Here is a 16178-nt window from a genome sequence, read left to right as displayed (position 1 = left end):
TGGTGAGCCGTTACCTCACCAACTAGCTAATGCGACGCGGGTCCATCTGTAAGTGACAGCCGAAGCCGTCTTTCCATTTCGAGTCATGCGACTCAAAAAAGTATCCGGTATTAGCTTCGGTTTCCCGAAGTTATCCCAGTCTTACAGGCAGGTTACCCACGTGTTACTCACCCGTCCGCCGCTAACCTCCGAAGAGGTTCGCTCGACTTGCATGTATTAGGCACGCCGCCAGCGTTCATCCTGAGCCAGGATCAAACTCTCCATAAAAGTGTTTGTCTAGCTTTAAAATAAAAATTGACGTTTCGCATTTTGTTTAGTTTTCAAAGAACTCATCATCGCTTCAAGGCGACTTAATCATAATATCATTTCCAAAACTCAATGTCAAACATTTATTTTTGCTTTTCATTTTCGTTTCGTTCGCTCACTGGCGACGAATATAAATTTACCATACTTATTCACAAAGAGTCAATACTTTTTTATAACTATTTCTAATGCATTCTTTTTCTTGTATATCGAACGCATTCTGCCGGAGATGTAACCCTGGAAAATAACCGGAATAAAATGATATACCTTTCCTCCATCGCCCGCTTCACTACGTAATCAATTCTCTCATCTTCAAAATCAAATAAAATTTCATCCATTTCTCTTTTTAATAAATACTCCAGTTCTTTTAATTCTTTTTCATTTACCATAAAACCCAACATATACCCACCTCTGATTTGTAAATATATGTTAATCATTTCCTATATCTTTATTTTTATGAATAAAACCTTGGTCATCTTTTATAGTTTTTCAGCATATAAGTAACTGAAAAGGATTGGACAAGGGAGAGGAGTTGCCTATGTTTTTCTTCTTTGTAACAAGTAAAAATAAATTAAAACAAACGATGCTTATTGTTTTGCTTTCCTTGTTTACAGCGTGGTTTTTATTTTTAGGAACATATTCTCAGCAATCTGTTTTTTCCACAGCAACCGGACCAAAAGCAATCTATAAAGGGGATGCCGCTAAAAATCAAGTTGCGTTAACCTTTGATATCAGCTGGGGCGATGAAAAAGCCATGCCAATTTTAGATACACTCAAACAGCAAAATATCAAAAATGCTACTTTCTTTCTCTCAGCTGCATGGGCTGAGCGACATCCAAACATTGTAGAGCGTATTATGAAGGATGGTCACGAGATCGGCAGTATGGGCTACAACTATAAAGACTATACTTCTTTAAAACCAAACGAAGTGAGACAAGATTTAGTAAAAGCCCAAGAAGTATTTCAAAAACTGGGAATAAAACAAGTGCAATTGCTCCGCCCGCCAAGCGGCAGCTTTGACAAGACTGTTTTAAAAATTGCAGAATCTCTAGGCTACACGGTTGTCCATTGGAGCAATAATTCAGATGACTGGAAAAACGAAGGAGCAGACAATATCGTAAAAAAAGTAACAAAAGATCTTCGTGCAGGAGATATTATCCTTCTTCACGCTTCAGACTCTGCACTGCAAACAAATAAAGCACTGCCGCTACTCCTTCAAAAGATACAAACAGCGGGTTACTCAAACACCTCAGTTTCTGAACTGATTTCCAATACAAACGCAAAAAGCAAAGATACCGAGTAAAAAAGAAAGCTGACCATAGAGTCAGCTTTCTTTTTTTACGAGACGATGTAAAATTAACATTTGATAAGCATTGCAGAGCAGGAGCGGTCCAACCATTAAGTACAGCCAGTCTCGATCATTGACACGCAATGCTGGAACCCATTCTATAATCGTAACCACTATCATGAAAAAGAGCGCCGGAACAAACGCCTGTTTATTAGTCTCCCTGCTCTTAATATAAGCTATTGATGCTGCGACAACGAGAAGCACTACCGCCATCAAAATGTTATTCCCAATGGAAGCGTTAGCATTATTAAAAAGTACAGAGCGCAAGTATACAAAATCAAACAGAACAAACACTACTAAAAGAATTTGCACTCCATTCCAAAGTGAAGCGGAACGGAACATTCCCAATCCGAAGCGATGAATCGTTAAATAAGCAAAGAATCCCGCTTGACTGATAACGCTAAAAATAAATCCTACACCAAGCAGCCAGAATGAAATAGAAAGAATTTCTTTTGTATCAAAATTCTGAAAAAACTTCCCATACTGATCCCATCTTAATGTGAATCCGATTAAAATGGTACCAATGCCGCCCAGAAACAAAGTTGAAAAAAATAAACGTACCCACTTTCGGCTGTTCACGACATAATCCCCCATTATTTTCCGTAGTTCTATTTAAATTGTAGCAAGCCCCCTTGTAAAAAGCTAGACGCGAATATGCATAATTTTTATCAAGAGATTTATATTAAAAGAAAAAGTAGTGAAAGGGGCTCCGGCTGATGAAACGGATTCCGTTACTGTTATTATGTTTTCTCCTTCTTACCACTGCCTGTGCTCAGCAAAAAGCAGCTAAATCTGAGCTGAACTATGACCAAACGAAAAAAATGATTGTGGATATTTTGAAAACGGATGAAGGAAAAAAGGCAATTCAGCAAGTGCTGGCAGATGAAAAAGTAAAACAAGCCTTAGTTTTGGATGAAGCTGTTGTTAAAAAAACGATAGAAGATGTGATGCTGTCAGACAAAGGTCAGCAGTTTTGGCAGCATGTCTTCAGCGATCCAAAATTTGCAGCCAGCTTCGCAAAGAGCATGGAAAAAGAACAAGCCAAACTTGTAAAAACCTTGCTGAAAGACCCTGAGTATCAAGCGGGGGTAATGGATATCATGAAAAACCCGGAAGTAGAAAAACAAATGATGCAAGCTATGAAAAGCAAGGAGTACAAAAAGTATCTGCAGCAGGTTTTGACAGAAACAGCAGAAAGTCCGTTATTCCAAGCTAAAATGATTGATGTAATCAGCAAAGCGATTCAAAAGGCAGAAAAAGGCGGGGGCGGAGGCAGCTCCTCTAAATCTTCTAGCAGCGAAGGCGGCGGTTCACAAAGCAGCGATCAGCAACAAAAGTAAAACCTCTTCTTTTGAAGAGGCTTGTCTTTATTATTGGATTGTAATATCAATAATTTGCCCTGCAATATGGTTATAAATCTTGCCAATCTGATGCTCTTCTTCATATACAGACGGAGCAAAATCTTCTTTATTCCAATCAGGCTGCTGGAGAGGAATATGACCGAGCAGCTTCGTCTGCAGCTCTTCAGCCAGCTTTTGACCGCCACCTTGACCAAATACGTATTCTTTCTCCCCTGTCAGCTTGCTTTCAAAGTAAGACATATTTTCCACAACACCAATAATTTCATGCTCTGTGCGGAGCGCCATAGCACCTGCGCGAGCAGCAACGAAAGAAGCTGTCGGATGCGGTGTCGTTACAATTACTTCCTTGCAAGCCGGAAGCATCGCATGAATATCAAGAGCTACATCACCAGTCCCTGGCGGTAAGTCTAGAACTAAGTAGTCGAGGTCTCCCCACTCTACTTCCGTAAAGAAATGATTGAGCATTTTCCCAAGCATCGGACCGCGCCAAATAACAGGCGCATTATCTTCTACAAAAAAGCCCATAGAGATAACCTTAACACCAAAGCGTTCCACTGGAATGATACGTTCACCGCGGACAACAGGACGCTTTGTAATGCCCATCATATCCGGTACGCTGAATCCGTAGATATCGGCATCAATGATTCCTACCTTTTTGCCAAGGCGTGCTAAAGCCACTGCAAGGTTAACAGAAACTGTAGACTTCCCTACGCCGCCTTTTCCGCTGGCCACTGCAAGGAATACTGTTTTTGTACCAGGGGATAACAATGTTTTAGGAGCTTCGCTTTGCGGCACTTCAAATGCCTTTAATTCCTCTTCTGTAAGCTCTGTAAAACGAAGACCGACTGTTTGGGCGCCAAGCTCCTTGATAAGCTTGACAACAGCGGTCTGAAGCTGCATTTGTTCAGCCGTTCCTGTCTTTGCGATTGCAATTTTTATGCTTACATGCGCCTTTTCCGGCTTTATTGTTACTTCTTGAATTGCATTTGTTTCTTTTAACGTTTTATATAAAAACGGGTCTGTTAATTGTTCAAGTGCTTGTACGACTTGCTCTTTTGTAATCATACTAGTTCCACCACCTGTTTGAAATAAATGCGCTTTCACCTTCAGTATAACATATTCTGACTTGCTGAAATAATGAAAACCCTCCTTTATTTTACTCAGGAGGGCTTCCTTTTTCTGTGAAGTAGCGCAATATTCCGCGATATACAGCTGCAGAAATTTTTTGCTGATATTTTTCTGAGTTCAATAGGTATCTTTCATTTACATTGGATAGAAAGCCTGCTTCTACAAGTACTCCCGGCACCTTAGCATGTTTTAGTAAGTATACGCGGCCAATTGTTTTTGCTGAGCGGTTTGTATTCTCCAAACTTGTTCTTAGCTCAGCCTGAATGAATTTTGCCGCTCGTTCGTTTTCAATTAAGGAGCGATAGTAAAAGGTTTGTGCTCCTTTTGAACTGCTGATAGGAATGGCATTCAAATGAATGCTCACAAAAAGGTCTGCCCCCGAATTATTTATAAGCGCTACCCGCTTCTTCAAATCTTCTGCTTTTCGCCGGCTGTATCCTTTTGTATCCTCCGACGCTAAATCTTCGTCTTCATCTCTTGTCAAAATGACGAGAGCCCCTTGTTCCTGCAGATAATCCTGCACTTTTTTTGTAATTTCCAGTGTAATTTCTTTTTCAACGATTTCGTCTCCGCCTACTGCTCCCCCATCGGGGCCTCCATGACCGGCATCCAGCACAATGATTTTCCCTGCTAACGGCAAATTCCACGCCTTCCATGATTTTGTAATCTGAAATTCGTGCTGTACAAGAAAAAAGAGTATGACCGCTGCCGTCATAAAGGAAAATAATTTAATTTTTTTCATGCCTCTCCCTCCTGCTAGTCCTCTACTTACTTATATGGGACAAGAAGCAGGATTATGAATATTTAACGCAATCGGAGACGATATCTTCTTTCACCTTTTTCGTACCCTTCCTCCCACCAAGAAGAAATAAAGGCTTGGCACGTTTCATACAGCTCCTCACGGCATTCCTCTGACATTTCTCCTGTCGGTATTCCGGATAAAAACTGGAATAATGTATCCGTTAAACCTTGTTCTTCAGATAAAGAACGCTGTTTAACTTCTGTAAGAGGTTCGCCGTAATAGCCGAACTTGCTGTAACGCGCCCCCAATAAATAAGATTCTATTGCAAGCTCCAAGCAATAATCCTCGAGATGATGAGCAAACCGCGGAGCTGTTGTATAGCTAAGAAAGTAATTGTGTATTTTCTTGCGAAGAGCTTGTAAAGAAAGCTCACGCAGTAATCTCTTTTCGTATTTCAATTGTTTTTCTCTTCGTTTTTCTTTAAGGGTAATAATAACTGTCATATCGCACCTCCCTACTTGGTAGTCTGAACGACTCTAAAAGGAACATGCGATTTAAAATATTCCAATACGAAAGGCGGAGCTAGACACCACCGAAAAGCGCAACCGGCTTGGTCAGCTCCAGAGGGCAAAGGTTCTTTCCCCTAAAGAATTTTTAACTTTTATGTAGGGAAAATTATTTAGTACTGAAGCGTGGCAATTTTTCTGGACACAAATAAAAAACCCAAGCCATATAGCTTGGGTTTTGAGAACAAGATTAACGTTTTGAGAACTGAGGAGCACGACGAGCGCCTTTAAGACCGTATTTCTTACGCTCTTTCATACGTGCGTCACGAGTTAACAATCCAGCGCGTTTTAAAGTTAAACGATATTCTGGATCAGCTTTCAGTAACGCTCTCGCGATACCGTGACGGATTGCACCAGCTTGACCAGTGTAACCGCCGCCGCCTACGTTAACAAGAACATCATAGTTGCCAAGAGTTTCTGTAACAACTAGAGGTTGCTTAACTACTTCACGTAATGCAGCGAATGGGATGTAGTGTTCAAATTCACGACCGTTGATGATAACGCGTCCTTCGCCAGGAACTAGACGTACACGCGCTACTGAACTTTTACGACGTCCAGTACCATAGTATTGTACCTGTGCCAAAATAAACCCTCCTTAAATGAATTATCCGCGAAGTTCGTAAACTTCTGGTTGTTGTGCTTGGTGTGGATGCTCAGCACCAGCATATACGTTTAATTTTTTAACCATTTGACGACCTAAACGGTTCTTTGGAAGCATGCCTTTAACAGCTAGCTCGATCATTTGTACAGGGTAGTTTGTACGCATTTCTAGAGCTGTTCTTTGCTTTAATCCGCCTGGGTGCATTGTGTGACGATAGTAAATCTTATCGTTTAATTTGTTACCTGTTAAGTGAACTTTATCAGCGTTGATGATGATTACGTGATCACCAGTGTCAACGTGTGGTGTAAAAGTTGGTTTGTTTTTACCGCGTAAAATAGAAGCGACTTCGCTCGCTAGACGACCTAAAGTTTGACCTTCAGCGTCAATCACGTACCATTTACGCTCAACTTCGTTAGCTTTTGCCATGAAAGTCGTACGCATGTTTATTTCCCTCCTACATGTTTTCTTCAAGACCAAATTCATTGTTTATCTTAAACACGATTAATTTCCGGGGCTAATCGTGGTTTTAGAAACAATACCATATGTTATGATATATCTTTGCGAAAGCAATGTCAAGCAAATGTTACACCAGGATTAGTTGTTATAGTTTACTTGCCATAAATATAAGCCGTGCCCTGGTGCAGTCTTGCCAGCTAGGCGCCGATCCCGCTTTTCTAAAATAACGGGAATGTCGTTTGGCTGCAATTTGTTTTGTCCAATATCTAACAATGTTCCCACGAGAATACGCACCATATTATACAAGAATCCGCTGCCGACAAAACGAAAAATAAGCTCTTCCTCTTGCTGTAGCATCTCTAACTCATAAATAGTACGCACCTTATCTTCTATTTCCGTTTTTGCCGAACAAAATGATGTAAAGTCATGCGTTCCGATAAAATGCGGAATAGCCGCCTCTATTGCAGCCAAATTAAGCTGATACGGATAATAATACGCATAATGCCGCAAAAAGACGTTGCTTCTTTTACTAAGCAGAACTCTATACCTATACTCCTTGCTTGTTACATCAAAACGCGCATGAAAATCCGGCGCTGCCTTTTCAACATGCTGTACAGCAATATCATCCGGCAGCAAAGAGTTTAATGCAGCCACCCAGCGCTCCTCTGGAATTTGCAAAGGAGAGTCAAAGTGAAGAACTTGGCCATACGCATGAACGCCCGCATCGGTCCTGCCAGACGCATGAATACGTACTTCTCCTTTATGAAGCTTTCGCAGAACATTCTCAATTTCTTGCTGAACAGTTCGCTTTTGCTGCTGGATTTGATATCCTGAAAAATATGTTCCGTCATATGAAATTGTACACTTTATTCGTTCCATTGCTCTCACCAACGTGTCCAAAGTAAAAGTAAAGTAAGGAGCAGTAAACTCAGAACAGCAAGAGTATCCTTTCTTTGCCACAGCAGCTGCCTGAATTTTGTTCTTCCGTCTCCGCCTTGGTATCCTCTAGCTTCCATCGCAATTGCTAAATCTTCTGCCCTTTTAAACGCACTGATGAATAAAGGTACGAGCAAAGCAACGACAGCTTTCAACCGGTCTTTAATGGGGCCGCCTGCAAAATCTGTTCCGCGCGAGGATTGCGCCTTCATAATTTTCTCGGTTTCCTCCATAAGAGTCGGAATGAATCGAAGGGAAATAGACATCATCAATGCGATTTCATGAACAGGCAATCCTATTTTTTTGAACGGATGCAAGAGCGTCTCCATCCCGTCCGTAATTTCAATAGGAGTAGTTGTTAATGTCAGCAGTGTCGTCATAACAAGAATGACAAAAAAGCGAAGAGAAATAAAAATACCCTGCTCCAGCCCTTTCTCATAGATGGAGAACCCTCCTGCTTGAAACAGCAGTTCTCCCTCCTTTGTTGTTAATACGTGAAGAAGAAAGGTAAATAAAAATATCCACAATATGGGTTTCAATCCAGATAATATATAACGTACAGGAACACGGGAAAGGATCAATGGAATAAGAATGTATAAAAATAAAAGTGCATAAGAAACTGCATTGTCAGCTAAAAAGACAACAAATACGTATAGAAACACCATTGATAGCTTTGCCCGAGGGTCAAGCCGATGGATAAGAGATTGACCGGGAATATATTTTCCAATAATAAGCTGCTGCATTATCCGGCTTCCCCTTTGTTCAAGATTTTCACCATTTCTGTCGCTAACTCTTCTAACGTAAGAACGGGTGCCTCCATTTTTAAATGAAACCGTTGTTCTATCAACTGTTTATACTGCAATGAAATTGGCAGCGACACACCTATATCCTCTAATCGCTCCGCTTCGGAAAATACCTCTTCCGGCTTCCCTTGTAAAAACACGGTTCCTTTATGCATGACAATCACTTCATCCGCATATTGAGCCGCATCCTCCATGTTGTGGGTTACAAGGATGACCGTAATGTTCTGCTCTTTATGCAGCTTATAAAACATATCCATAAGCTCCTGCTGTCCTTTTGGATCTAAGCCTGCTGTCGGCTCATCCAAAACGAGAACTTCCGGTTCCATGGCAAGCACCCCTGCAATAGCCACCCTGCGCATTTGTCCTCCGCTTAGCTCGAACGGGGATTTGTCCAATAGCTCCTCTGACAAACCTACCATGCCAATCGCATCTCTTGCCTTTTTCTTTGCTGTCTCTTCTGCAATACCAAAGTTTAAAGGACCAAAACAAATGTCCTTCTCCACCGTCTCTTCGAACAATTGATGCTCTGGAAATTGAAAGACTACGCCTACTTTCTTGCGAAGAGGCTTTAGTTTTCTTTCCTTCTTCACAGAGGAAATTGTAAAGTCACCAACTCGCACGAATCCGGATGTAGGCTGCAAGAGAGCGTTCAAATGCTGAATGACGGTAGACTTTCCAGAGCCCGTATGACCAATAATTGCGTAGTATCCTCCGCTCGGAAACGATAGGTTTATATCATAGATTGCCAACCTCTCAAACGGTGTTTTCTTTTGATAGCGGTGTTCTACTTTTTCGAATGTAATGTCCAAAGCGCGTTCACCAAACTTTCCATTGTAAGATGCATCGTCTGTATGGGAATGTCGTTATCTCTTAATATTTCGGCTATTCTTACCGAAAAAGGAACGTTTAAACCGATATCACGCAGTTCTTTCACATGCTCAAATACATCTTGCGGGGTACCTTCGCGTATGATTTTTCCTTGATTCAGCACAATAATACGATCGGATTGCGCTGCTTCTTCAAGGTCATGCGTAATGGAAACCACAGTTATGCCTTTTATGCGTACAAGGCTGCGAACAGTTTCTAATACTTCCTTTCGGCCTTTCGGATCAAGCATAGACGTGGCTTCATCCAGAATGAGAATAGAAGGCTGCAGCGCCAATACACTTGCAATAGCAACGCGCTGTTTCTGTCCTCCTGATAAGGAATGCGGCTCTTGGTCTGCAAACTCATGCATGCCGACAAGAGAAAGAGAATGCTCCATTCGCTCTATCATTTGCTCTCTCGGGACTCCCATATTCTCAAGCCCGAATGCTACATCATCTTTTACTGTTGTACCGACAAACTGATTATCAGGATTTTGAAATACCATGCCAATCTGCTTTCTAATATCCCAGACTGTTTCTTCCGATAGAATGATCTTGCCGTCTGCAAAAATAGTTCCTTCTTTTGGAAGCAAGAGACCAGTTAATAGTTTTGCCAGCGTGGACTTTCCTGAACCATTTTGTCCAATAATAGATACCCATTCGCCTTCATAAATTGAGAGTGAAACATCCTGCAGGGCAGCAGAACGAGCGTGCGGATATTGAAACGATAAATGATCTATGCGAAGCTTCTCCTGTTTCACCAATCGACACCTTCTCGTTTTATTTCCTAAGAAATATTGTATTCTCTTACAATTCGATATACTTAAGAAAAGCGCAATCGGCTCGTTTAGGTGCAGAACCAGAGGTTCTCCGCCCTCAAAGGCGCTTTTTGCCTTTGTGCGGCAGAGAACCTCTGGTGGCAGCACCTAGCCGATGGAGCTAGACATCAAGAAAAGCGCAACCGGCTCGTTCAACTCCGGATGGCAAATGTTCTTCACACACAAAGGCGCTTTTTGCCTTTTTAGGGGAAGGTTATTTGACAGGAGGAGTTAGCCGGTGGAGCTAGACATCAAGAAAAGCGCAACCGGCTCGTTCAACTCCGGATGGCAAATGTTCTTCACACACAAAGGCGCTTTTTGCCTTTTTAGGGGAAGGTTATTTGACAGGAGGAGTTAGCCGGTGGAGCTAGACATCAAGAAAAGCGCAACCGGCTCGTTCAGCTCCCTCTGGAAAATGTTCTTCACCATTAAAGCCGCTTTTTGGCTTTATATGGGGAAGGTTATTTTTCAGACGGGAGCTAGCCGGTGGAGCTAGACATACAAAAAAAGGGCCACGACCAGTTACTTAAAAAGCACTGTCCTGCCCTTTTGCTGTCATTACACTAATTCAATGATAACCATTGGAGCACCGTCACCGCGACGAGGACCAATCTTAGCGATACGAGTGTATCCACCTTGACGGTCTGTGTAGCGAGGAGCGATATCTGCAAATAATTTTTGCAATGCATCTTCCTTCGTCTCAGCGTTTGCTACTTCGTTACGAACGTAAGAAGCTGCTTGACGGCGAGCATGAAGATCTCCACGTTTACCTAGAGTAATCATTTTTTCTACTACGGAACGAAGCTCTTTCGCACGAGTTTCAGTCGTTTCGATGCGCTCGTTGATGATTAAGTCAGTAGTCAAGTCACGTAACATAGCTTTACGTTGTGCACTTGTACGGCCTAATTTTCTGTATGCCATTCGTAGTTCCCTCCTTCGTTGGTTTTTAACAAAACAAAGAAACCTTAGTCGTCCTTGCGTAAGCCTAAGCCAAGCTCTTCAAGCTTATGCTTTACTTCCTCTAAGGATTTACGTCCTAAGTTACGAACTTTCATCATATCTTGTCATTTCAAGAACTTTTTCTTTTTGATCTTCTTCTTTTTCTACCATAATCTCAGCATTTTGTGCTTCGTTAGTCAGACCAACAAAGATGTTTAAATGCTCAGTTAAAATTTTAGCGCCTAACGAAATTGCTTCCTTCGGCCCGATGCTTCCATCCGTCCATACATCAAGCGTCAGTTTATCAAAGTTCGTTACTTGCCCTACACGCGTATTCTCCACTTGGTATGTTACGCGTGACACTGGAGTGAAAATGGAATCAATAGGAATAACGCCTATTGGTTGATCCTCTCTCTTGTTTGCATCAGCTGGCGTATACCCACGACCACGCTTTGCAGTTAAACGCATACGCAAATGCGCATCCTTTGCTAACGTTGCAATGTGTAAATCCGGATTTAAGATTTCGACATCGCTATCGTGAGTAATATCAGCAGCTGTGACAACACCTTCGCCCTGTACATCAATCTCAAGCGTTTTCTCTTCATCAGAGTAAATCTTAAGAGCAAGTTTCTTTATGTTTAAGATAATCGTTGTGACATCTTCCACAACGCCCTCGATTGTAGAAAACTCGTGCAGTACGCCATCGATTTGGATTGATGTTACAGCGGCGAAACCCCGGCTAGACAATGCTGTATTGTCTAACCGAAAGTCCCCCTTAGGCAGTTCCCGATTGTGCACAACAACAAGCGATGTTTCTGTAAGAAATTTTCAAAATGAATGTATCATATCCCATTATAGACAATGTTAGAAAATCTATACAGAAAAATTACACACGACGACGTTTTGGCGGACGGCATCCATTATGAGGTACTGGAGTAACATCGCGGATCGCTGTTACTTCTAGACCTGCAGCTTGAAGCGCACGAATAGCAGCTTCACGGCCGGCACCAGGGCCTTTAACAGTAACCTCTAAAGTTTTTAAACCATGCTCCATAGATGTCTTTGCAGCAGTCTCAGCAGCCATTTGTGCTGCGAATGGCGTAGATTTACGGGAGCCTCTGAAGCCAAGTGCACCAGCACTAGACCAAGAAAGTGCATTACCATGAACGTCTGTAATAGTTACAATTGTGTTATTGAAAGTAGAACGAATGTGAGCTATACCAGCTTCAATGTTCTTTTTCACACGACGTTTACGAGTGTTAGTTTTACGTGCCATTGATGTTCAACCTCCTTTACTTAATTATTTCTTTTTGTTCGCTACTGTACGACGAGGACCTTTACGTGTACGAGCGTTGTTCTTAGTGTTTTGACCACGAACTGGTAAACCACGGCGATGGCGAAGACCACGATAAGAACCAATTTCCATTAGACGCTTGATGTTTAGGGAAACTTCACGGCGAAGGTCACCTTCAACTTTTAAGCGGTCGATGATATCACGGATTTTACCTAATTCTTCTTCTGTTAAGTCACGAACTCGAGTATCCTCAGAGATTCCAGCTTCAGCTAGAACTTTCTCAGCAGTCGGACGTCCGATACCAAATACGTATGTTAAAGAAATAACGACGCGTTTGTCACGAGGAATATCTACACCTGCAATACGTGCCATTAGAAAACACCTCCTTCAATTAACCTTGTTTTTGCTTATGTTTAGGATTTTCACAGATAACCATTACTTTTCCTCTTCTGCGAATAACTTTACATTTTTCACAGATCGGCTTTACAGATGGTCTTACTTTCATCTCTCTAACCTCCTTAAAGATTACGGAGTGCTATATTATTTAAAACGGTACGTAATACGACCACGATTTAAATCGTACGGAGATAATTCTACCGTAACTTTGTCTCCAGGTAAAATACGAATGAAGTTCATGCGAATTTTACCAGAAACATGAGCTAATACGACATGCTTATTTTCTAGTTCTACTTTAAACATAGCATTCGGCAATGTCTCTATAACTGTACCTTCAATTTCAATTACATCGTCTTTAGCCATTCAATGTTCTCCCTTCTTCAAATCAGTAACCTTTGAGACTGCTCTGAAATCTCGGAGAGGTAAGCTACTCAGTTGTCAGGATTTCATATCCTGTTTCTGTAATGGCAATCGTATGCTCGAAGTGAGCGCACCATAAGCCATCCACAGTCACCACTGTCCAGTTATCGGACAATGTTTTCACATATCGATGTCCTTGGTTAATCATCGGCTCTATGCAAAGCACCATTCCCGGCTTTAATCTCGGTCCCTTATTAGGAGGTCCGTAGTGCGGAATTTGCGGAGCTTCATGTAAGTCTTGCCCAATTCCATGCCCTACATACTCTCTTACAACCGAAAATCCTTCACCTTCTGCATACGTTTGAATCGCATGCGAGATATTGGACAGCCGTTCACTTGGCTTTGCTTGCTCTAAACCAAGATACAATGATTTCTCTGTGACATCAAGCAGCTTCTGAACAGATTCTGAAATCTTTCCGACCGGATACGTCCATGCAGAATCTCCATGATACCCGTTATATTTCGCACCGATATCGATGCTGATAATATCGCCGTCCTCGAGCTTGCGATTGCCCGGGATTCCATGTACAAGCTCTTCGTTTACGGAAGCACATATGCTTCCTGGAAAACCATTATATCCTTTAAATGATGGCACAGCGCCATATTTTTGGATTGTTTTTTCCGCAATCGAGTCAAGCTCTTTCGTTGTAATCCCTGGAGTAATGTGCTTCTTTAGCTCTTTATGAGTCAAGGCCACAATTCTCCCCGCTTCTCGCATGATCTCAATTTCACGAGGCGTTTTGCAAATAATCATTACGCTAAGTCTCCGATAAGAGCGTCGATATCTACAAAAACCTTATTGATTTCTTGCTCGCCGTCGATATTTCTCACATAACCAAGCTCACCATAGAAGTCAAGCAAAGGCTGAGTTTGCTTAATGTTTACTTCCAAGCGGTTAGCTACAGTTTCTTCATTATCATCAGAACGCTGATACAGCTCTCCACCGCATTTATCGCAAACGCCCTCTACTTGAGGCGGATTGAATATTAAGTGATAAGTAGCGCCGCAGCTTTTGCAGATACGTCTACCTGTTAATCGTTTAAGAAGAAGTGCAGAATCAACATTAATGTTGATTACATAGTCGATCTTCTTGCCAAGACCTTCCATAATTCCTTCTAAAGCAGATGCTTGTGCCACAGTTCGCGGAAAACCGTCGAGCAAGAAGCCCTTTACACAATCATCTTTACTTAAACGCTCACGAACAATACCGATTGTTACTTCATCTGGAACAAGCTCACCTTTGTCCATGAAAGATTTTGCTTGCAGGCCAAGTTCTGTTCCTTCTTTAATTGCAGCGCGAAACATATCACCTGTCGAGATATGAGGGATAGAGTACTTGGCAACAATTTTTTCAGCTTGTGTGCCTTTCCCGGCACCCGGAAGCCCCATTAAAATTAGATTCATCTTAATTCCCCCTAAGATGAGCCTTTAGGGAAGATCACTCTTCCCGACTGCTCATTGTTTAATAAAGCCTTTATAATGGCGCTTTACTAACTGACTCTCGAGCTGCTTCATTGTTTCTAAAGCTACCCCAATTACGATTAGTAAACTCGTTCCACCAATTTGGGCAGAATTTGGGAGATTTGCTATTTTAATGAATAACACAGGCAGAATCGCGATTGCAGCTAGGAAAATTGCACCTACGAACGTTAAACGATACAAAACCTTTGTTAAATACTGTTCCGTATTCTTACCCGGACGAATACCAGGAACGTATCCACCTTGTTTGTTCAGATTTTCAGCCATCTGTTCAGGATTGACTTGAACAAATGCATAGAAGTACGTGAAGGCAACGATTAACGCAACATATACAATCATTCCCACAGGGTGATTATAGTTAAAGTTTTGTATAATCCATTGCGAAACATCGTGTTTCGGAAAAAACTGAGCAATGGTTGGTGGCGTAATCAGGAAAGAAACAGCGAAAATGACTGGAATTACACCGGCGCTATTTACCTTTAACGGTAAATGCGTGTTTTGTGCACCAGCATAACTGTTGTTTCCTGTAGTACGTTTTGCATACTGAATCGGGATTTTTCTAGTTGCTTGTTGAATGTAAATAACACCCACAACAACTGCCAATACAGCAAGCAAAATAAGTGCAACTTTTACAAGGCGAATGAACAAATCATCACCTGCATCTTGGAACTGCTGAACGTATACTTGACTAACTATGTTTGGAATCGCTGCTGCGATACCAGCAAAGATGATAATGGAAATACCATTTCCCACACCTTTTGCTGTAATCTGCTCACCGAGCCACATTAAAAATGCTGTCCCGGCAGTCAGAACAGTAGCAATGTACAAGTAGGTTGTCCAGCCTGGGTCTACGATTAACTGTCCGTTAGCCAAGTTGTTGAACCCGATTGACATTCCAATAGCTTGGATGAAAGCTAGAACAATTGTAAAGTAGCGAGTGAACTGAGCTAGTTTACGACGTCCCATCTCACCCTGCTTTGACCATTCAGTAAACTTAGGAACAACATCCATCTGTAGCAATTGAATAATGATGGATGCTGTAATGTAAGGCATAATCCCCATTGCGAAGATCGAGAAGTTTTTTAAGGCCCCTCCACCGAACGTATTAAGGATACCCAAAGCATTTAATGAATCCTGTGCTTTTAGAACATCTGCGTTGACGTGAGGCACCGGAATGAAGGTACCGATGCGAAACACGATCAACATCGCAAAGGTGAAAAGAATTTTATTTCTTATCTCAGCAACGCGCATAAAGTTGGAGATTGTGCGAAACATTAAATCACCTCAGTTTTTCCGCCAGCCGCTTCAATTGCTTCTTTCGCAGTTGAAGAGAACTTATGAGCTTTAACAGTCAGATTCTTTTCTAACTTACCGTTAGCAAGAATTTTCACACCGTTGTTTACTTTGCTGATTACGCCAGTTTCAAGCAATAATTCAGGTGTTACTTCTGTACCGTCTTCAAAGCGATTCAATGCTGTTAGGTTAACGACTACGAACTCTTTACGGTTGATGTTCGTAAAGCCGCGTTTTGGTAAACGACGGAATAGTGGAGTTTGGCCACCCTCGAATCCGAGGCGAACACCGCCGCCAGAACGAGCGTTTTGTCCTTTATGACCTTTACCAGCAGTTTTACCGTTACCAGAACCGATACCGCGTCCAACACGGTTACGAACTTTACGAGAACCCTCAGCAGGCTTTAATTCATGAAGTTTCATTCCGAGG

At 41.9% G+C, this 16178-nt stretch carries 23 protein-coding genes, 1 rRNA gene and 1 pseudogene; 3 read left to right on the top strand and 22 right to left on the bottom strand.

The window, feature by feature from the left end; all coding sequences use genetic code 11:
- Together H540_RS0112165 and H540_RS0112160 are read right to left on the bottom strand one after the other, a co-directional pair.
- A 16S ribosomal RNA gene (locus H540_RS0112165) occupies positions 1-267 on the bottom strand; the annotation flags it as partial.
- Positions 268-488: 221 nt separating this feature from the next.
- Complete coding sequence (locus H540_RS0112160; RefSeq protein ID WP_028400894.1) at positions 489-704, bottom strand: hypothetical protein; 216 nt, start codon at positions 702-704, stop codon at positions 489-491.
- Between the two features lie 137 nt (positions 705-841).
- Here H540_RS0112160 and pdaB point away from each other — a divergent pair, with 137 nt between their 5' ends.
- Positions 842-1606: a polysaccharide deacetylase family sporulation protein PdaB gene (gene pdaB, locus H540_RS0112155; protein WP_028400893.1), complete on the top strand. Its 765-nt coding sequence runs from the start codon at positions 842-844 to the stop codon at positions 1604-1606.
- Between the two features lie 21 nt (positions 1607-1627).
- On the opposite strand, the gene H540_RS0112150 is transcribed toward pdaB, so the two are convergent.
- Complete coding sequence (locus tag H540_RS0112150) at positions 1628-2230, bottom strand: KinB-signaling pathway activation protein (RefSeq protein WP_028400892.1); 603 nt, start codon at positions 2228-2230, stop codon at positions 1628-1630.
- Between the two features lie 137 nt (positions 2231-2367).
- Between H540_RS0112150 and gerD the strand changes: the two genes are divergently transcribed.
- Positions 2368-2991, top strand: coding sequence for a spore germination lipoprotein GerD (gene gerD, locus H540_RS0112145; protein ID WP_028400891.1), 624 nt, complete (start codon positions 2368-2370; stop codon positions 2989-2991).
- Between the two features lie 30 nt (positions 2992-3021).
- Here the strand turns inward: gerD and H540_RS0112140 are convergent, their stop codons facing one another.
- The 9 genes from H540_RS0112140 to H540_RS0112100 form a co-directional block, all read right to left on the bottom strand.
- On the bottom strand, positions 3022-4077 hold the full coding sequence (locus tag H540_RS0112140) for an Mrp/NBP35 family ATP-binding protein (protein ID WP_028400890.1): 1056 nt from the start codon (positions 4075-4077) through the stop codon (positions 3022-3024).
- A gap of 91 nt (positions 4078-4168) precedes the next feature.
- On the bottom strand, positions 4169-4882 hold the full coding sequence (gene cwlD / locus H540_RS0112135) for an N-acetylmuramoyl-L-alanine amidase CwlD (RefSeq protein ID WP_028400889.1): 714 nt from the start codon (positions 4880-4882) through the stop codon (positions 4169-4171).
- Between the two features lie 62 nt (positions 4883-4944).
- Positions 4945-5385, bottom strand: a complete 441-nt coding sequence (locus H540_RS0112130; RefSeq protein WP_028400888.1) for a DUF2521 family protein — start codon at positions 5383-5385, stop codon at positions 4945-4947.
- 253 nt (positions 5386-5638) lie between these two features.
- The gene (rpsI, locus tag H540_RS0112125) at positions 5639-6031 is read right to left on the bottom strand and encodes a 30S ribosomal protein S9 (RefSeq protein ID WP_028400887.1); all 393 of its coding nucleotides are present in this window, start codon (positions 6029-6031) and stop codon (positions 5639-5641) included.
- A 21-nt stretch (positions 6032-6052) separates the two neighbouring features.
- Entirely contained in the window at positions 6053-6490 is a 438-nt protein-coding gene (gene rplM / locus H540_RS0112120) for a 50S ribosomal protein L13 (protein ID WP_028400886.1), read from the bottom strand.
- Between the two features lie 153 nt (positions 6491-6643).
- Positions 6644-7384 carry a tRNA pseudouridine(38-40) synthase TruA gene (truA, locus tag H540_RS0112115; RefSeq protein WP_028400885.1) on the bottom strand — a complete coding sequence of 247 codons (741 nt, stop codon included), beginning with the start codon at positions 7382-7384 and terminating at the stop codon, positions 6644-6646.
- Between the two features lie 5 nt (positions 7385-7389).
- Positions 7390-8184, bottom strand: coding sequence for an energy-coupling factor transporter transmembrane component T family protein (locus H540_RS0112110; RefSeq protein WP_028400884.1), 795 nt, complete (start codon positions 8182-8184; stop codon positions 7390-7392).
- Positions 8184-9053, bottom strand: a complete 870-nt coding sequence (locus H540_RS0112105; protein ID WP_028400883.1) for an energy-coupling factor ABC transporter ATP-binding protein — start codon at positions 9051-9053, stop codon at positions 8184-8186. Before H540_RS0112105 ends, H540_RS0112110 begins: the two co-directional genes overlap by 1 nt.
- A complete protein-coding gene (locus H540_RS0112100) occupies positions 9029-9871 on the bottom strand; it encodes an energy-coupling factor ABC transporter ATP-binding protein (protein ID WP_028400882.1) in 843 nt (280 codons plus the stop codon). The genes H540_RS0112105 and H540_RS0112100 overlap by 25 nt, the downstream gene beginning before the upstream one ends.
- Positions 9872-10289: 418 nt before the next feature.
- Between H540_RS0112100 and H540_RS35185 the strand changes: the two genes are divergently transcribed.
- A complete protein-coding gene (locus tag H540_RS35185; protein ID WP_281172493.1) occupies positions 10290-10424 on the top strand; it encodes a hypothetical protein in 135 nt (44 codons plus the stop codon).
- Between the two features lie 62 nt (positions 10425-10486).
- Here H540_RS35185 and rplQ read toward each other — a convergent pair whose 3' ends face one another.
- The 10 genes and pseudogenes from rplQ to rplO form a co-directional block, all read right to left on the bottom strand.
- Positions 10487-10849, bottom strand: a complete 363-nt coding sequence (gene rplQ, locus H540_RS0112090; RefSeq protein ID WP_028400881.1) for a 50S ribosomal protein L17 — start codon at positions 10847-10849, stop codon at positions 10487-10489.
- A 44-nt stretch (positions 10850-10893) separates the two neighbouring features.
- Positions 10894-11614: pseudogene (rpoA, locus tag H540_RS29575) on the bottom strand (DNA-directed RNA polymerase subunit alpha); the annotation flags it as partial.
- 139 nt (positions 11615-11753) lie between these two features.
- Positions 11754-12143: a 30S ribosomal protein S11 gene (rpsK, locus tag H540_RS0112080; protein WP_028400880.1), complete on the bottom strand. Its 390-nt coding sequence runs from the start codon at positions 12141-12143 to the stop codon at positions 11754-11756.
- 24 nt (positions 12144-12167) lie between these two features.
- Positions 12168-12533: a 30S ribosomal protein S13 gene (gene rpsM, locus H540_RS0112075; protein WP_028400879.1), complete on the bottom strand. Its 366-nt coding sequence runs from the start codon at positions 12531-12533 to the stop codon at positions 12168-12170.
- A 19-nt stretch (positions 12534-12552) separates the two neighbouring features.
- A complete protein-coding gene (gene rpmJ, locus H540_RS0112070; protein ID WP_000868344.1) occupies positions 12553-12666 on the bottom strand; it encodes a 50S ribosomal protein L36 in 114 nt (37 codons plus the stop codon).
- Positions 12667-12701: 35 nt separating this feature from the next.
- A complete protein-coding gene (infA, locus tag H540_RS0112065; RefSeq protein WP_028400878.1) occupies positions 12702-12920 on the bottom strand; it encodes a translation initiation factor IF-1 in 219 nt (72 codons plus the stop codon).
- A gap of 64 nt (positions 12921-12984) precedes the next feature.
- The gene (gene map / locus H540_RS0112060) at positions 12985-13731 is read right to left on the bottom strand and encodes a type I methionyl aminopeptidase (protein WP_028400877.1); all 747 of its coding nucleotides are present in this window, start codon (positions 13729-13731) and stop codon (positions 12985-12987) included.
- Positions 13731-14381: an adenylate kinase gene (locus tag H540_RS0112055; RefSeq protein ID WP_028400876.1), complete on the bottom strand. Its 651-nt coding sequence runs from the start codon at positions 14379-14381 to the stop codon at positions 13731-13733. The genes map and H540_RS0112055 overlap by 1 nt, the downstream gene beginning before the upstream one ends.
- A gap of 51 nt (positions 14382-14432) precedes the next feature.
- The gene (secY, locus tag H540_RS0112050; RefSeq protein ID WP_028400875.1) at positions 14433-15731 is read right to left on the bottom strand and encodes a preprotein translocase subunit SecY; all 1299 of its coding nucleotides are present in this window, start codon (positions 15729-15731) and stop codon (positions 14433-14435) included.
- Positions 15731-16171 carry a 50S ribosomal protein L15 gene (rplO, locus tag H540_RS0112045; protein WP_028400874.1) on the bottom strand — a complete coding sequence of 147 codons (441 nt, stop codon included), beginning with the start codon at positions 16169-16171 and terminating at the stop codon, positions 15731-15733. The genes secY and rplO overlap by 1 nt, the downstream gene beginning before the upstream one ends.
- Between the last annotated feature and the right edge of the window lie 7 nt (positions 16172-16178).

The organism is Ectobacillus panaciterrae DSM 19096 (assembly GCF_000430785.1).
GTDB classification, from domain to species: domain Bacteria; phylum Bacillota; class Bacilli; order Bacillales; family Bacillaceae_G; genus Ectobacillus; species Ectobacillus panaciterrae.
The sequence above is the reverse complement of the archived record's forward strand: the minus strand, read 5'-3'. Positions and strand labels throughout refer to the sequence as shown.

Excerpts from the sequence above, each read along its gene's own strand:
- H540_RS0112160 (WP_028400894.1), bottom strand. The coding sequence starts at position 704 with ATGTTGGGTTTTATGGTAAATGAAAAAGAATTAAAAGAACTGGAGTAT.
- pdaB (WP_028400893.1), top strand. The coding sequence starts at position 842 with ATGTTTTTCTTCTTTGTAACAAGTAAAAATAAATTAAAACAAACGATG.
- gerD (WP_028400891.1), top strand. The coding sequence starts at position 2,368 with ATGAAACGGATTCCGTTACTGTTATTATGTTTTCTCCTTCTTACCACT.
- H540_RS0112140 (WP_028400890.1), bottom strand. The coding sequence starts at position 4,077 with ATGATTACAAAAGAGCAAGTCGTACAAGCACTTGAACAATTAACAGAC.
- cwlD (WP_028400889.1), bottom strand. The coding sequence starts at position 4,882 with ATGAAAAAAATTAAATTATTTTCCTTTATGACGGCAGCGGTCATACTC.
- H540_RS0112130 (WP_028400888.1), bottom strand. The coding sequence starts at position 5,385 with ATGACAGTTATTATTACCCTTAAAGAAAAACGAAGAGAAAAACAATTG.
- rplM (WP_028400886.1), bottom strand. The coding sequence starts at position 6,490 with ATGCGTACGACTTTCATGGCAAAAGCTAACGAAGTTGAGCGTAAATGG.
- truA (WP_028400885.1), bottom strand. The coding sequence starts at position 7,384 with ATGGAACGAATAAAGTGTACAATTTCATATGACGGAACATATTTTTCA.
- H540_RS0112110 (WP_028400884.1), bottom strand. The coding sequence starts at position 8,184 with ATGCAGCAGCTTATTATTGGAAAATATATTCCCGGTCAATCTCTTATC.
- rplQ (WP_028400881.1), bottom strand. The coding sequence starts at position 10,849 with ATGGCATACAGAAAATTAGGCCGTACAAGTGCACAACGTAAAGCTATG.
- rpsK (WP_028400880.1), bottom strand. The coding sequence starts at position 12,143 with ATGGCACGTAAAACTAACACTCGTAAACGTCGTGTGAAAAAGAACATT.
- rpsM (WP_028400879.1), bottom strand. The coding sequence starts at position 12,533 with ATGGCACGTATTGCAGGTGTAGATATTCCTCGTGACAAACGCGTCGTT.
- rpmJ (WP_000868344.1), bottom strand. The coding sequence starts at position 12,666 with ATGAAAGTAAGACCATCTGTAAAGCCGATCTGTGAAAAATGTAAAGTT.
- infA (WP_028400878.1), bottom strand. The coding sequence starts at position 12,920 with ATGGCTAAAGACGATGTAATTGAAATTGAAGGTACAGTTATAGAGACA.
- map (WP_028400877.1), bottom strand. The coding sequence starts at position 13,731 with ATGATTATTTGCAAAACGCCTCGTGAAATTGAGATCATGCGAGAAGCG.
- H540_RS0112055 (WP_028400876.1), bottom strand. The coding sequence starts at position 14,381 with ATGAATCTAATTTTAATGGGGCTTCCGGGTGCCGGGAAAGGCACACAA.
- secY (WP_028400875.1), bottom strand. The coding sequence starts at position 15,731 with ATGTTTCGCACAATCTCCAACTTTATGCGCGTTGCTGAGATAAGAAAT.
- rplO (WP_028400874.1), bottom strand. The coding sequence starts at position 16,171 with ATGAAACTTCATGAATTAAAGCCTGCTGAGGGTTCTCGTAAAGTTCGT.